The 13600-nt window shown below is 73.0% G+C and carries 12 protein-coding genes and 1 pseudogene; 5 read left to right on the plus strand and 8 right to left on the minus strand.

The features are described 5' to 3' along the window. Positions 1-2: 2 nt before the first annotated feature. From ACWEVS_RS25215 to ACWEVS_RS25235, 5 genes are read right to left on the minus strand one after another with little or no spacing between them, the layout of a single operon-like run. Complete coding sequence (locus tag ACWEVS_RS25215) at positions 3-755, minus strand: creatininase family protein (protein ID WP_449924625.1); 753 nt, start codon at positions 753-755, stop codon at positions 3-5. Continuing rightward, positions 752-1714: a Gfo/Idh/MocA family protein gene (locus tag ACWEVS_RS25220; protein ID WP_354904651.1), complete on the minus strand. Its 963-nt coding sequence runs from the start codon at positions 1712-1714 to the stop codon at positions 752-754. Before ACWEVS_RS25220 ends, ACWEVS_RS25215 begins: the two co-directional genes overlap by 4 nt. After that, positions 1711-2478, minus strand: a complete 768-nt coding sequence (locus ACWEVS_RS25225) for an amidohydrolase family protein (RefSeq protein ID WP_452553622.1) — start codon at positions 2476-2478, stop codon at positions 1711-1713. Before ACWEVS_RS25225 ends, ACWEVS_RS25220 begins: the two co-directional genes overlap by 4 nt. Next, entirely contained in the window at positions 2475-3305 is an 831-nt protein-coding gene (locus ACWEVS_RS25230) for an NAD(P)-dependent oxidoreductase (protein ID WP_354904655.1), read from the minus strand. Before ACWEVS_RS25230 ends, ACWEVS_RS25225 begins: the two co-directional genes overlap by 4 nt. Before the next feature lie 13 nt (positions 3306-3318). Beyond that, positions 3319-4650 carry an enolase C-terminal domain-like protein gene (locus ACWEVS_RS25235; RefSeq protein WP_449924637.1) on the minus strand — a complete coding sequence of 444 codons (1332 nt, stop codon included), beginning with the start codon at positions 4648-4650 and terminating at the stop codon, positions 3319-3321. 62 nt (positions 4651-4712) lie between these two features. Here ACWEVS_RS25235 and ACWEVS_RS25240 point away from each other — a divergent pair, with 62 nt between their 5' ends. After that, positions 4713-5654: an alpha/beta hydrolase gene (locus tag ACWEVS_RS25240; protein ID WP_452553624.1), complete on the plus strand. Its 942-nt coding sequence runs from the start codon at positions 4713-4715 to the stop codon at positions 5652-5654. A 356-nt stretch (positions 5655-6010) separates the two neighbouring features. On the opposite strand, the pseudogene ACWEVS_RS25245 reads toward ACWEVS_RS25240, so the two are convergent. Beyond that, positions 6011-6346 (minus strand): annotated as a pseudogene (locus ACWEVS_RS25245) (Gfo/Idh/MocA family oxidoreductase); the annotation flags it as partial. 130 nt (positions 6347-6476) lie between these two features. Between ACWEVS_RS25245 and ACWEVS_RS25250 the strand changes: the two are divergent. Next, positions 6477-7469, plus strand: coding sequence for a Gfo/Idh/MocA family protein (locus ACWEVS_RS25250; protein WP_449924642.1), 993 nt, complete (start codon positions 6477-6479; stop codon positions 7467-7469). A gap of 216 nt (positions 7470-7685) precedes the next feature. Here ACWEVS_RS25250 and ACWEVS_RS25255 read toward each other — a convergent pair whose 3' ends face one another. Both ACWEVS_RS25255 and ACWEVS_RS25260 read right to left on the minus strand, forming a co-directional pair. Next, a complete protein-coding gene (locus ACWEVS_RS25255; protein ID WP_449924645.1) occupies positions 7686-8705 on the minus strand; it encodes a hypothetical protein in 1020 nt (339 codons plus the stop codon). After that, positions 8702-10357 (minus strand): right-handed parallel beta-helix repeat-containing protein, encoded by a 1656-nt coding sequence (locus ACWEVS_RS25260; RefSeq protein WP_452553626.1) that lies wholly within the window; start codon positions 10355-10357, stop codon positions 8702-8704. Before ACWEVS_RS25260 ends, ACWEVS_RS25255 begins: the two co-directional genes overlap by 4 nt. Before the next feature lie 168 nt (positions 10358-10525). On the opposite strand from ACWEVS_RS25260, the gene ACWEVS_RS25265 reads away from it, so the two are divergent. From ACWEVS_RS25265 to ACWEVS_RS25275, 3 genes are read left to right on the plus strand one after another with little or no spacing between them, the layout of a single operon-like run. Next, entirely contained in the window at positions 10526-11794 is a 1269-nt protein-coding gene (locus ACWEVS_RS25265) for an ABC transporter substrate-binding protein (protein ID WP_452553628.1), read from the plus strand. Further along, positions 11794-12744, plus strand: a complete 951-nt coding sequence (locus tag ACWEVS_RS25270) for a carbohydrate ABC transporter permease (RefSeq protein ID WP_452414285.1) — start codon at positions 11794-11796, stop codon at positions 12742-12744. The genes ACWEVS_RS25265 and ACWEVS_RS25270 overlap by 1 nt, the downstream gene beginning before the upstream one ends. 8 nt (positions 12745-12752) lie before the next feature. Next, a complete protein-coding gene (locus tag ACWEVS_RS25275; RefSeq protein ID WP_449924657.1) occupies positions 12753-13598 on the plus strand; it encodes a carbohydrate ABC transporter permease in 846 nt (281 codons plus the stop codon). The last annotated feature ends 2 nt before the right edge of the window (positions 13599-13600 follow it).

Here is a 13600-nt window from a genome sequence, read left to right on the forward strand (position 1 = left end):
CCTCACACCTCCTCGTCGGCGAACGCCTTGGCGAACTCCAGGGCCCGGCTGTAGGCCACGGCGACGATCGCCTTCCCCAGCTCCGCCGAGGCGTGCCTGGCGTCGCCGAGCGCGCCAGAGCCCGACAGCAGGTGGTACTGCAACGCCAGGTCGACGCGGGGCGCGGGCGGCGCGGCGTGCGGAGGGACGGGCAGCGGCCGGCCCGGCTCGCCGATCCTGTCGTGCCGCACCACCTCCGGCGCCAGCACCATGCCGACCGAGGTCTCGGCCTCGCACGCGTGGCCGTACCGCTCGCTGCCGACCTCACGGGCGATCACGTCGGCGGCCAGGCCGGCCCACATGAGGTGCGCCATGACGATGCCGTTGTCGCGGCGCAGGCCCCGCGCGGCCAGCCGGACGGCGTCGACGTTGCCGCCGTGCCCGTTGACCACCACGATCCTGCGCGGCCCGGACTGGGCGATCGACTCGGCCACGTCGCGCAGGAAGCCGAGCAGCGTCTCCGGGCGCAGGGTGAGCGTTCCGGGGAAGCCCAGATGGTGCTCCGACAGCCCGTACGGCAGGCCGGGGCACAGCACCGCCGTCTGCCCGAGGTCTTCGGCCAGCCGCCGGGCGAACGCCACGGCGATCGCGTAGTCGGTGTCGTAGGTCAGGTGGTGGCCGTGCTGCTCGGTGGAGCCGATCGGCAGCAGCGCGATCCTCGCTCCGGCCATCGCGGTGGCCGCCTCGTCGGTGACCATGCGGGCGATCTCGTTCACTGACTCCTCCATCTGTCGAGTACCCGCATCGCGGGCAGCACGTCGGCGACCACGCACCGCGGGCGGCGGCCCTCGGTGACGGCCGTGAGAAAGTCGCGGTCCTGCCGGTACAGGCCCTCGCGTTCCATCCGGTCGGCGTCGCCGCAGTCGACCAGCACGCCTGCGGTGCCGTACAGGCGGCCGCCGCTCAGGCGCAGCGTCCGGTCCTCGGCGATCACCACGATGTCCCTGTCGGGCAGCCGCGCGTGGTACGACAGGGCGATCGTGGCCAGCGCCCCGTCCGGGGCGCGCAGCACGGCCGCGGCGTCCATCGGCCTGCCGCTGCCCTGCCACGGCTCGCCGCGCGCCGCCCGCACCGAGACCTCGCCGGCGCCCAGGAACCACAGCGCCGCGTCGACGGTGTGCGCCCCGTGGTGCCACAGGACGTCGTCGGTCCAGTCGCGGGGGCGCCCGTTCATGCCGGTGTCGCGCTGGCGCAGCATCAGCGTGCGGGCCACGACGTGCGTCACGCGCAGCCCCTCCTCGATCCGCTCCCGCACGGCGAGGTACGGCGCGCAGTGGCGCAGCGTGTGCGCGACCGCCAGGTACCTGCCCGTCTCGGCGGACGTCCTGGCCAGCGACTCGGCCTCGCGCAGGCCGAGCGCGACGGGGATCTCGCACAGGGTGTGCAGCCCGGCGCGCAGCGCGGCCTCGGCCTGGGCGGCGTGGCAGGCGTGCGGGGAGGCGATGACGACGGCGTCCAGGCCAGGCTGGGCGTAGAGGTCGTCGGCGGTCGGGTGGACGGCGGGCGGGCCGTACCCGGGGGTGGCGTGCGCGACGGCGAACGCCCTGGCCCGCTCCCTGTCCGGCCCCGCGACGCCGGCCAGGACCGCGCCCGCCCGCGCCAGCGCGGCCGCGTGCCGTTCGGCGATGCCGCCGGGGCCGACGATCCCCACCCGAAGGCCCGCGCTCCGGGTCACGGCGCCAGCCCGAACAGCTCGCGGGCCGTGCCGCCGAGGATGAGCCGGTGGTCGTCCTCGGTGAGGTAGGGCCGTTCGAGGACGTGTCTGACGGCGGCGGCGTAGTCGCCGGGGCCGGGGTCGGGGCGGTTCCAGTCGCCGCTCCAGGTGATGCGGCGCGCGCCGTAGGCGGCGACCGTTTCGCGCAGGTAGGCGTCGGCGTCCGCGTGCGGGTACGGCGTGCCGCTGTTGGCGTGGAAGCCCGCCCACATCGTGTAGGTGAGCGGGCGCTCGGCCAGGGCCAGGAAGCGGTCGAAGGCGCGGCGGTCGGCGTCGGGGTAGGTGGTGAAGCCGACGTGCTCCAGCCGTACGCGCAGGCCCGGCAGCTCGGCCAGCAGGCCGGCGAAGCCGGGGTGGGCGATGTCGGCCAGCGGGCCCCTGACGCTGGCCACCAGCCCCGCCGCCGCGATGGCGCGCCAGAGCGCCAGCGGGTCGGGGCCGGGCGACCTGGTCGAGGCCCACAGCCGGACGCCTCTGACGTGGCTGGTGGCGGCCAGCCTGGCGACGTGCGCGGGCGCCCCGTGGGTGTCGGTGTCGACCATCGCCACCGCGGCGAACCTGGCGGGGTCGGCCGCGACGCAGCGGGTGAGGTAGGCGTTGTCGGTGTTGCCGACGAACTGGACGAGCACGGCGGCGGCCACCCCCGCCTGCGCCATGGCCGGCAGGTACTCCTCCAGAGGCGGGTACTTCCACCTGCCGACGTGCACGTGGGAGTCGACGATCACCGCTCGGCCACCTTGACCAGGACCTGGGTGCCGCGCTCGCCGCCGTACACGGCGCGGATCCGCTCGGCCAGCTCGCCGGCCCGCTCCGTCGCCGGCATCGGCAGCTCGCCGGCCGCCTCGTGCACCAGGCGCAGATCCTTCAGCAGGTGGTCGAGCTTGAAGCCGGGCTCCAGATCGGCGGCGGCCAGCCGCGACCACAGGAAGTCCAGCAGCGGCGAGCCCGCCACGCCCAGCCCGACCGACGCGAGCACCTTGGCGATGTCGAGGCCGCCGTGGACGGCCAGCGCGTAGGCCTCGCACGCCGCCAGCGTCGCGCCCGCCACGACGGTCTGGTTGACCAGCTTGGCCAGCTGGCCGGAGCCGGGCGGGCCGTGGTGGACGACCGTCGTGCCCAGGGTCTCCAGCAGCGGCCTGACCCGGGCGAAGGCCGACGCGTCGCCGCCCACCATGATCGACAGCGTGCCCGCCTTCGCTCCCGCGGGGCCGCCGCTGACGGGCGCGTCGAGAACGGTCACACCGCGCCGCTCCCCCTCCTCGGCCCAGTGCCTGGCCAGGTCGGGCGCCGAGGTGGAGCAGTCGACGACGACCGTGCCGGGGACGGCGTTCGCCAGGACGTCGTCCATCACCTCGCGGGGCGCCGGCAGCATCGTGATCACCACCTCCCCGCCGGCGGCCGCGACCGTGGGCGCCGCGCGGGCGCCCAGCTCGACCAGCCGAGCCGTACGGCCCGCCGTCCTGTTGTGCACGATCAGCGCGTGCCCGGCCGCGAGGAGGCGGCCGGCCATCGGCTCACCCATCGTTCCGGTACCGATCCATCCCACCTGCATGGTCACTCCTGGGTCAGTGGATGCCGGGCCGCGCAGGTCCCGGGACGACGTGCCCCTGCCGGACCCGGACGAGCTCGGCGGGCAGGTCGCCGTTGGCGCGGGGCGCGTACTGGCGGCTGTTGTACTCGAAGGCCTGCCAGTCCAGCGGCAGGGCGGCGGCGAGCCTGGCGGAGTGGACCAGCGCCAGGCCGACGGCGGTGAGGTCCTGGAGCGCGACGCGCATGCCGTGCGCGCGGGCGTGGGCGAGGCTGCGCATGGCCAGGCTCTGCCCGCGGGCGGCCTTGATGACCGATCCGCTCCAGCCGGCCGCGGCGAGGCGCGCGAGGTCTGCCTCGGTGGCCAGGCTCTCGTCGGCGAGGACGGGCAGCCGGGCGCCGATCGCCCGCATGCCGCCGGGGTCGGGCGGCGCGTCCCGCGGGACGGGCTGTTCCAGGTAGGTGAGGGCGTCCCACGCCGGGCTCCCGTCGAGGGCGTCGAGGAGTTCGAGGACGGCGGCGGGCTCCTGGTAGCCCTCGTTGGGGTCGAGGGAGACGGTGTGCCGGGCGCCGGCGCTCTCCCGCAGCACGCGGTGCACCTCGATGACGCGGCGGGCGTCGGCGGCGGGGTCCCGTCCCGAGAGTTTGATCTTGACGTGGGCGATGCCCTCGGCGCGCAGCCACTCCCGCAGCGGGCGGACGGCCGCGCGGCGCGGGGGCGCGACGTCATCCCGGCCGGGCGGGCCCGACTCGAGGCGGCCCGATTCGACCGCGTCCGGTTTGAGGGGGTCCGGTTCGCGGGGGTGTTCGAGGGGATCTGCTTCGAGGGGGTCGTCGAGCCCGACGACGTGCTGGACCGGCAGCCGGCGGCGGGCCGGGCCGAGATCGAGGCCCTCGTACAGCGAGGTGGCCGGGGCTCCCGCGGCCCGCGCCCATCCGTCGTGGACGGCGTTGTCCACGGCCCCGAGAGCGAGGGCGGCGGCCAGCTCGGGCACCGGCTCGGGGCCGCCGGCCGCTTCCGCCCCGTCGCGCCGCGCGCACGCGGCGGCCTCGGACAGCTCCCGGTGGATCGCGAACGGGTCGCCGGACCCCACCTCGGTCGCGGCGGCGGCCAGCCGCTCGGTCAACCGGCGTAAGACGAGGTCGCGTACCGTCCACGACAGCCCGGACACCGGCCACGACCACGGCACGGACAGCACGCTCGCCCCCTCGCCCCAGGCCACGCGACCCGCGCGGTCCTCGACCGTCACCCGCACCACGGCGAGGGTGAACCTGTCGACCGTCGCGCCGGACAGGCGCAACGGGTGGTCGAGCCGGACGTCGTGGAAGGCGGCGGCCGCCTCGCGGACCGAGACGTCTGTCGAACGCATCTCACCAACCTAGGACCTAGGATCTACCTGCTGGCTCATTTCATCACATCCTGGGGGCTGCCGTGAAGATCGTGACCCTGCCCTACGACACCGCGCCGACCGCGGACGGCCACCACCCGGCGGCGCGCCGCTCCCGGCCCGACGAGCGGCGCCGGCTCGACCTGCTGGAGCCCAACCACGTGCGCGCGCCGTACGTGCTCTGCTTCGTCCACGGCGGCGGCTGGCGGTCGGGCGACCGCACGCAGTGGCACGAGCAGATGCGCGCCGCGGCCGGCCGCGGCGTGACGAGCGCCTCGCTCGGCTACCGCGTCGGCGGGCGGCTGGCGGAGATGACGGCCGACGTCGCCGACGGCTACCGCACGCTGCGGCGACGGCTCGGCGATCGGCCCGTCGCGCTGGTCGGCAGCTCGGCCGGCGCGCACCTGGCCACGCTGTTCGCCCTGTCCGGCCATGGTGCCGGCCATCCGGACGTGCATCAGGACGGGCACCCGGACGCACATCAGGACGGCCCTCGGGGCGGCCACCCGGACGGCCCTCGGAGCGGCCACCCGGACGGCGAGGCGCCGCTGGCGTGCGTGAGCCTCAACGGCCCCGGCACGCCGTTCCCATGGGAGGGCATGCATCCCGAGATCGCCCCCGCGGTCGAAGAGTTGGCCGCGGAGGGGCGCGCGGCCGACCCCGGCACGCTCGCGCACGCGGGCGCGCCGCCGTTCCTGTTCGTCGTCGTGGGCAGGGAGCGCTACTTCCCGCACGCGCACGTCCACGCGCTGGCCGCGCTCCTGCCCTCGGCGAGGGTCGTGACGCTCCCCCACGCCGAGCACGGCTTCTTCTACCGGACGGCGGCCGAGGGCGCGGCCGCCGCTCAGGCCGAGATCGACGCGTTCCTGACCACGGCGCTGACCGCCTCCAGCACGCGCACGGGGGCGAGCAGCTCCTCGGCCGACAGCGGCCACTCGCCGGTGCGCACCATGTCGGCGAAGCGCCGCAGCGACGGCAGCGTGTAGTCCGGGCCCAGCGCGAGCCGCTCGGCCGCCACCGCCTTGGTGCCGGCCACCTGCAGATGGAAGGGCACAGCCGTGTGAGCGTCGCGCTCGACCAGGGTGACGACGGCGTGGGCGTCCCCCGCGGCGACGGTCACCAGGACCACTCCCGGCAGGACCTGGACGGACGGCACCGCGGTGGGGACGGGCAGCAGGTGCAGGGCCACCTCCACCGCGTGCACGCCGTAGAAGCCGATGCCGCCGAACGGGCTGTCGCGTTGCACGGGTCCGGTGGCGACGACCGCGCGCACCTCGCCGAGCTCGGCGGGCGCCGACACGGCGGGGTGCCAGCGCAGCGCGCTGTAGGAGGTGACGGGCACACCGCCCGCCGCGGCGGCCGCGATGACCGCCTCGGCGTCGGCGACCGTGGTGGCCAGCGGCTTGTCGACGAACACCGGGATGCCCGCCTTGAGCAGCGGCTCGGCGTGCCGGCGGTGCAGGGAGCCGTCCCTGTCCATGACGATCGCCGCGTCCACCAGGCCGATCAGCTCCTCGGGGTGCCGCACGTGCGTGGCGACGCCGAGCCGTTCCGCCTGCTCGCCCGTGCCGCCCTGGACGGCCACGACCCGGGCGGGTCCCAGCGCGTGCTCCTTGTTCAGGTGCCGGACGGCGTGGTCGGCGTGGGTGTTGTCGATGCCGATGAGGCCCAGTCGCATCCGCTGCTCCGATCGCTCGATGTGCCCGCGAGCTTATGACATAGGACCTCCCTTTGCCATGAATCCGGACTTATTGACCTATGGGAGGCAAAAAACTAGAGTCCTAGGTCAGATCTTTGAAGGGAGAACCGTGCGATTCGGGATCGTGGGGTGCGGGGTCATCGGAGCCCTGCACGCGAGGCTCATCGCCTCCATGGAGGGTACGGCGGAGCTGGCCGCCGTCGCGGACACCGACCGGGAACGGGCCACGCGCCTCGCCGCCGAGCACGGCGTGGACGCGCACGGCGACCCGGCCGAGCTGTACGCCAGGGACGACATCGAGGCCGTGGTCGTCTGCCTGCCCAGCGGCCTGCACGCCGAGGCCGCCGTCCCCGCGCTGCGGGCGGGCAAGCACGTGGTCATCGAGAAGCCGATCGACATCACGCTGGAGGCGGCCGACCGGATCATCGCGGCCGAGCGCGAGTCGGGCAGGACCGTCACGGTGATCAGCCAGCGCCGTTTCGAGCCGTCGTTCCGCCAGGTGGGGGCCGCGGTGGCGGCGGGCGAGCTCGGCCGCCTCACGTCCGGAACGGCGGAGGTGACGTTGTGGCGACCCCAGTCCTACTACGACTCGGGCGGCTGGCGCGGCACGTGGGCGCTGGACGGCGGAGGCGCGCTGATGAACCAGGGCGTGCACGTCGTCGACCTGATGTTGGCGTTGCTCGGCCCGGCCCAGGAGGTGTCGGCGTACGCGGGACTGCTGGCGCACGAGGGCATCGAGGTGGAGGACACCGCGGCGGCCGTGGTCCGCTTCGCGGGCGGCGCGCTGGGCCGGCTGTTCGCCACGACGGCCGCGCACGGCGGTAACAGCGTGCGCGTCTCGGTGCACGGCGACGCCGGCCACGCGGTCGTGGAGAACGAGGTGATCACCGCCTTCAGGGTCGGCGAGGACGACCGCGCCGAGCCGGAGCCGCCGGCCAGGCTCGGGGCGGCGGCCCACCGTCTGCAGCTGGAGGACTTCGTCGCGGCGGTGCGCGAGGGCCGGGCCCCCGAGGTCACCTCGTCCGACGGAAGGGCGGCGCTGGCCCTGGTCCTGGCGGTCTACGAGTCGGCCCGCACCGGGGTCTCGGTCAAGCCGGGCTGATCCCCGGGGCGCTTCGGATGTCTTGCCGCCCGTCCCGCACGTGTACGCGAGGGCACCCGTGCGGGACGGGCGGCGGGGCGGGACGGGCGGCGGGGCAGGGCACGCGCCGGCGGCGGGAGGCGGCCGCCGGGCATGCTCGGTCAGGTCACGCCGGTCAGACTGGAGGCCGGGCAGGTCATGCCGGGCAGGTCAGGCAGGCCGGTCAGGCCAGGCTGATCAGGCGGGGCAGGCGAAGCGGTAGGTGGCGTCGAGCCGCCAGGTCGCGCCTTCCGCCACATCCTCCAGCTGTCCCGGGTAGACGCGGGTGGGGTAGGCCTTGTTGTAGCCCGGCTGGTCGGTCTTGACCCAGATCCCCGAGCCGCTCGCGTGGGCGTATCCCGCCTGGAAGTCGGGAGTCAGCTCCACCGAGAGCGCCAGGCCGTTGCTCCTGTTGTACATCTGCACGCCGTAGGCGTCGGCGCGCGGCCGTCCGGGAACGGTGAGGTCGTGCTCGCGCGCCTCGCCCATGAACCTGCACCTGGTCGAGACGGCGGCGTTCTTGTCGGCCGGAAGCATCGCGCCGTAGGCGTTCGCGACCGTCCGCGCCTGCCGCCAGGTCAGGCTCCAGCGCAGCCGCAGCCCGGCGGACGTGACGAGGTGGCGCACCCGCAGGTCGCCGACCACGCCTCTGTCGCCGCGGGAGAGCAGGTCGTTCTCCTGGGCCAGCTCGAACTCGGCCGCGGAGACGTACTCGGGGAGCTCGTCGACGGACATGGCACGCCCGTCCAGCACCACCAGCGATCCCCGCGAGAGCTCGAAGCCGTGCATGCCACCGATATGACTCTCCCCCTGCAGCGAGAGGGCGTACTCGTAGTTGGCGGGCGTCGCGAGCCGCGCCGGGTTCGTCTCGACGACGCCGGGACCCGGGACGTCGGCCGACAGGTCGACCGCGAACACCTCCTGCAGGCGCCAGGCGTCGAGGCTGATCCCCGTCGCGGTGAACCGCTGCAGGTCGTAGCGGATCCACCGGTGCCCTTCGCGCCTGGTCCAGAGCCGCAGTCTGGTTTCCCGCCGCACGTACTGCGCGTACACCGCGGACACTCCCGCGGGCGCCGCCGAGGAGGCCGCCGCGGCGGGGACGGCCGCGGGGACGGCGACGGTGGCCGCCGCGCCCGCCACCGTCAGCGCGCCGCCGCCCAGCAGGGATCGCCGGCGCAGGAGGGTCCTCGGGCGCGCCGCGTCCGGTGCACCTGTCACGCGAGGTCCCCGACCTTGCGCCAGTCGGCCGCCGAGGCCGTGCCCTTGGCCACGTACAGCGCGTTGTTCGCCAGGGCCAGCTGTCCGGCGTAGGCGGGGGTGGCGGTGATCACCGCCGGGACGTCCAGGGAAGCCTCGGGCCGCCAGGTCCCCGGGGTGCCCGCCACCGTGCAGATCCACCGGGACGGCTGGCCCGCGGCCGGGTTGCGCAGCTGGACGACCATGTTCTTGTCCCACCAGCCCGTGGTCGGCAGGGCGTCGAGGGTGACGACGAAGGAGAAGGTGATGTCCTCGGCCGACTTGGTCTTGAACAGGCCCGTCTTGTTGCCGGTGAGGGTGTTGGCCCCGATGTCCACGCCCCTGGTGCGCGGGTGGATGAAGATGCCGAAGTCCTGGGTCTTGGTGGCCTGGTCGTCGAAGCTGCGGTTGCCGACGATGACGACGTTCTCCGACTTCTTGCCGTCCCTCGCGTAGGTCCTGATGCCGCCGCGGTCCTCGGCGATGAGGTGCCCGTCGAAGTTCTGGTAGTTGTTGTAGACCACGTTGCCGACGACGGTGCAGTCGACGGCCTCCCAGACGTTGATCCCGACCGTGTTGCAGTGGCCGATGATGTTGTTGGCGATCACGAGCTTGCGGCAGCGGTCGGTGGACAGGCCCGCGTCGCCGCCGCCGAAGATCACGTTGCGGTCGAAGAAGCCGTCGTGGATGTCGTAGATGGCCATCATGTCGGCGTTTCCGCCCCACTTGAAGGCCTTGTAGTTGCCGGTGAGGGTGTTGTCGGTCGCCCTGACGAAGCGGTGCTTCTGCGCCCCCGGATGGATGGTGCCACCGGAGGTGATGTAGATCGGGGTACCGGAGAATTCGGGGTGCGGCCCGCCGCCGATGCGCTCGACGCGGCAGCGGCTGATGGTGAGGTGCTCGGTGTGGGAGGCGACCGTCCCGTGGACGTGCATGCCGAACTGGGAAAGGTCGTGCACGTCGCAGTCGTCGATCAGGATGTGCGTGGAGTTGCCGACGACGTTGAGCCCGATGTAGCCCTTGGTCAGGCGGCAGCCCACCACCTGGAGCCGGTGGGAGTCCCCGATCCGCACCAGCGCGGTGGAGCCCACGCCGGAAGGACGGTCGTAGGCGCCGGCGGTGAGGCCCTCGACGTGCAGGTTGTCGAGGACCACGTCGGTGCTCGCGGTGACGTGCACACCGGCCAGGAGCGGGCGCCTCTCGCCGCAGTCCAGCTTGAGGTTGCGCAGCGTCACCACCGAGACGTCCTTGACGGCGAGCACGTGCGGATCGGCGTAGCCGCTGGTGAGGGCCAGCGTGGCGCGGGCGCGGTCGGAGGCGAGCGCGACGCCCGTCTTGAGCTGGAGCGACTTGCCGAGCAGGTACTGCTTGCCGGCCCGCAGCACCACCGTGCCGCCACCGGCCGCGGCGGCGGCGTCGATCGCCCGCTGCAGCGCCGCGGAGTCGTCGGCCACGCCGTCGGCGACCGCGCCGTAGGCGTCGGCGGGGTAGAGGTTGATGCTGTTGACGGTGGCGGCGTTCTCGGGGGTGGCCGCCTGGGCGGGCGGCGCAACGGCCACCACGGGGGCGGCCGCCGCGGCGGCGAGCCCGAGCCCTGCCAAGACCGAGCGGCGGGAGGTCTCCTGATGCGTCACGACGATCCTTTCCTAGGACCTAGGACGGAAGTATTGGCCGGAATGTAACCGCCGCTCCACGGGCCGTCAAGGAATCGGCCGCGCTGGAATGCCTCTTGACCCTGGGCGGAAGCGCTGTACGGTGGGCACACACATCTGTCCTATGTCTTAATTGAGAGGGCGGTCCCCATGAAGGTCGGAGCCGCGATCGTCGCCGTCTGCCTGTTAACCGCCTGCGGCGGCCAGGCCTCGGGCGGCGGCGACAGGGAGATCACCGTCTGGAGCATGTGGTCGGAGGGCGAGCCCAACCAGAAGGTGCTGGCCGAGGCCGCCGCCGACTTCGAGAAGGAGACGGGCGTCAAGGTCAGGACCCAGTGGAAGGGCCGCACCGCGGTCAAGACGTTCCTGCCCAGCCTGAACACCGACCACGTGCCCGCCGACCTGGTGGAGGGCAACAACAGGGAGCTGACCAGGCAGTTCGCCGCGACCAAGGCCGCCCTCGACCTGTCCGACGTCTACCAGGCCAAGGTCCACGGCGAGCAGGCCACCGTCGCCGAGACCGTCGGCGAGGCCTACCGGCGGATGGCCACCTCGGCCGACGGGGTGGTCACCCAGGTCCCCTACCAGGTCTCCACCTACGGCTGGTTCTTCAACGGCAAGGCCTTCCCCGAACTGGTCACCGCGCCCCCCAAGACGTGGGAGGAGTTCACCGCCCTGCTGGAGGCGCAGCAGGCCAAGGGCCGCAAGCCGCTCGGGCAGGACGGCAGCATCCCGAACTACAACGCCCGCTACCTGGAGCACTTCGCCCGCGCGATCATGGGCGACGAGGGCTGGCACGCGCTCGCGCCCGACCGCACGGGGCGCGGCTGGCTCAAGCCGGAGGTGCTCCAGGCGGCCACGATGGTGGAGAACCTGGCCAAGGGCGGCTACTTCCCCGACGGCTTCAACGCCACCAAGTTCCCCGCCATGCAGCAGAAATGGGCAGGCGGGGAGTCCGACTTCCTCTACCAGGGCACCTACCTGCCCAAGGAGGTCGCGCCGTACGCCGCGCCCGGCTTCGAGTTCCGCGCCTTCCGCTTCCCGTCCGTGGCCGGGAAGACGCCGACGTTGAACGTGACGACCACCGGGTTCGGCATCCCCAAGAAGGCGCGCAACGCCGCCGACGCCAAGCGCTTCGTCGCCTTCTTCCTGCAGCGCAAGTACCAGGAGAAGGTCTCCACCGTGGCGCTGGAGATGTCGGTGCGCAAGGACGTGCCCGCCGCGCCGCAGATCGCCGACCTGAAGAAGGCGCTGGACAGCGGTGAGATCAACAAGGCCGACGTGGTCGACTCCGGCGACTTCACCAGCAAGGTACTGCTGCCGCTGAGCGACCAGCTGCTCTTCGGGAAGATCAGCGCGGCCGAGTTCACCACGAGGATGGCCGAGCAGGCCGCCGCCTACTGGAAGTCGAAGGGCTGATGGCGGTACGTCTGCTGGAGCGCGCGCCGGCGCGGCCTGCCGTACGGAGGGAGGGTGTGGGGCCCTTCGAGGCGGCCAGGCGCCGGATGATCGGCCCGTTCCTGCTTCCCGCGCTGGTCTGCTACACGCTCGTCATGATCGTGCCGAGCGTCTTCACCGTCTGGATCAGCTTCAACGACTGGGCCGGGGCCGGCCCCATGGAGTGGGCGGGGCTCGGCAACTACACCGAGATGGTCGCCGACCCCGTCTTCGGCCGGTCGTTCGCGAACACCATGAAGATCCTGTTCGGCGTGGGCGCGGCCGTCTTCGTCATCGCCTTCGTGCTGACCATGCTGCTGCAGGACATGGCCGGCCGGAAGTTCGTGCGGGCCGTGGTGTTCTTCCCCAGCCTGGTGCCGGGGCTGGTGATCGCCATCCTGTGGGGGTTCCTGCTGGACCCCGACGGGCTGGCCACCTCGGTCCTGAAGTCGCTGGGGGTGCCCGACCCGCCGCTGTGGCTGGCGCCGGAGAACATGTTCACCACCGTCATGGCCGGCATGACATGGCTGGCGGCCGGGACGTACACGGTGATCTTCATGGCGGCGGCCGACCGCATCCCGCGCGCCTTCTACGAGGCCGCCGAGCTGGACGGCGCCTCGGCCGCGCGCCGGTTCTGGCACATCACGGTGCCGCTGATGTGGGACGTCATCGGGGTGTGCGCGGTGCTGTGGGCGATCGGCGCGCTCAAGACCTTCGAGTTCGTGCTGGTCTTCGCGGGAGCGGCGGGCAGCCTGCCGCCCACCGACCTGTGGACGTTCTCCGTCTACGCCTACGCGGGGGCCTTCCCCTCCGACGGTGTGCCGAGGTACGGCATCGCCTCGGCCGCCGCCGTCCTCACCATGGTCCTCACCGTCGTGCTGACCCTCCTGGTCCGCAGGGTGATGGGCCGCCGCGAGCGCACCGACTACTGAGGAGCCGCATGACCACCCGCACCGTACGGCGCAGCCGCGGCCCCCTATTCCTGCTGGCGATGCCGCTGGCCTGGTCGCTGGCCGTCTTCGACCTGTTCGTGGTCGGCTGGATGGCGCTGTCGTCGCTGAAGACCACCAGGGAGGTCGTTCACGACCCGTGGGGGCTGCCCGCCCAGCTCCAGTGGGGCAACTACGCCGAGGCGTGGACCTCGGCCGCCTTCGGCGAAGGCGTGCTCAACTCGCTGCTGCTGGTGACGGGCAGCGGCCTCGGCACGATCCTGCTGGCCGCGCCCGCCGCCTACGTGCTGTCGCGCTTCCGCTGGCGGCTGTCGGGCCCCGTCACCGTGCTGTTCGCGATGGGACTGGGCATCCCGGGCCCCGCCATCATGATCCCGATCTACCTGGGCCTGGACCGGATGGGCCTGATCGACTCGCTGGCCGGTCTGCTGATCGTCTACATCGCCACCAACCTGCCGTTCTCCGTCTTCTTCCTGACCGCCTTCTTCGCCTCGCTCCCCCGGGAGCTGGAGGAGGCGGCGGCGCTGGACGGGTCGGGGCCCTACCACACCTACTGGCGCGTCATGCTGCCGCTGACCAGATCCGGGCTGATCGCGCTGTTCATCCTGCAGGCGATCGGCGACTGGGGCGAGACCTTCTTCGCCCTGTCGTTCCTGCGCGAGCAGAAGACGATCTCGCTGACGCTGCTGAACTTCGTCCAGACCATGCAGTACACCGGCGCGCGCTGGTCGGTGCTGTTCGCCGGGATCTGCATCGTCGTGATCCCGCTGCTGCTGCTCTACCTGTGGATGAGCAGCCGCCTCATCGAGGGCATCGCCGCCGGGTACGGGAAGTGAGG

Source organism: Nonomuraea sp. NPDC003754 (assembly GCF_053605785.1).

Excerpts from the sequence above, each read along its gene's own strand:
- ACWEVS_RS25230 (WP_354904655.1), bottom strand. The coding sequence starts at position 3,305 with ATGCAGGTGGGATGGATCGGTACCGGAACGATGGGTGAGCCGATGGCC.
- ACWEVS_RS25235 (WP_449924637.1), bottom strand. The coding sequence starts at position 4,650 with ATGCGTTCGACAGACGTCTCGGTCCGCGAGGCGGCCGCCGCCTTCCAC.
- ACWEVS_RS25265 (WP_452553628.1), top strand. The coding sequence starts at position 10,526 with ATGAAGGTCGGAGCCGCGATCGTCGCCGTCTGCCTGTTAACCGCCTGC.
- ACWEVS_RS25270 (WP_452414285.1), top strand. The coding sequence starts at position 11,794 with ATGGCGGTACGTCTGCTGGAGCGCGCGCCGGCGCGGCCTGCCGTACGG.
- ACWEVS_RS25275 (WP_449924657.1), top strand. The coding sequence starts at position 12,753 with ATGACCACCCGCACCGTACGGCGCAGCCGCGGCCCCCTATTCCTGCTG.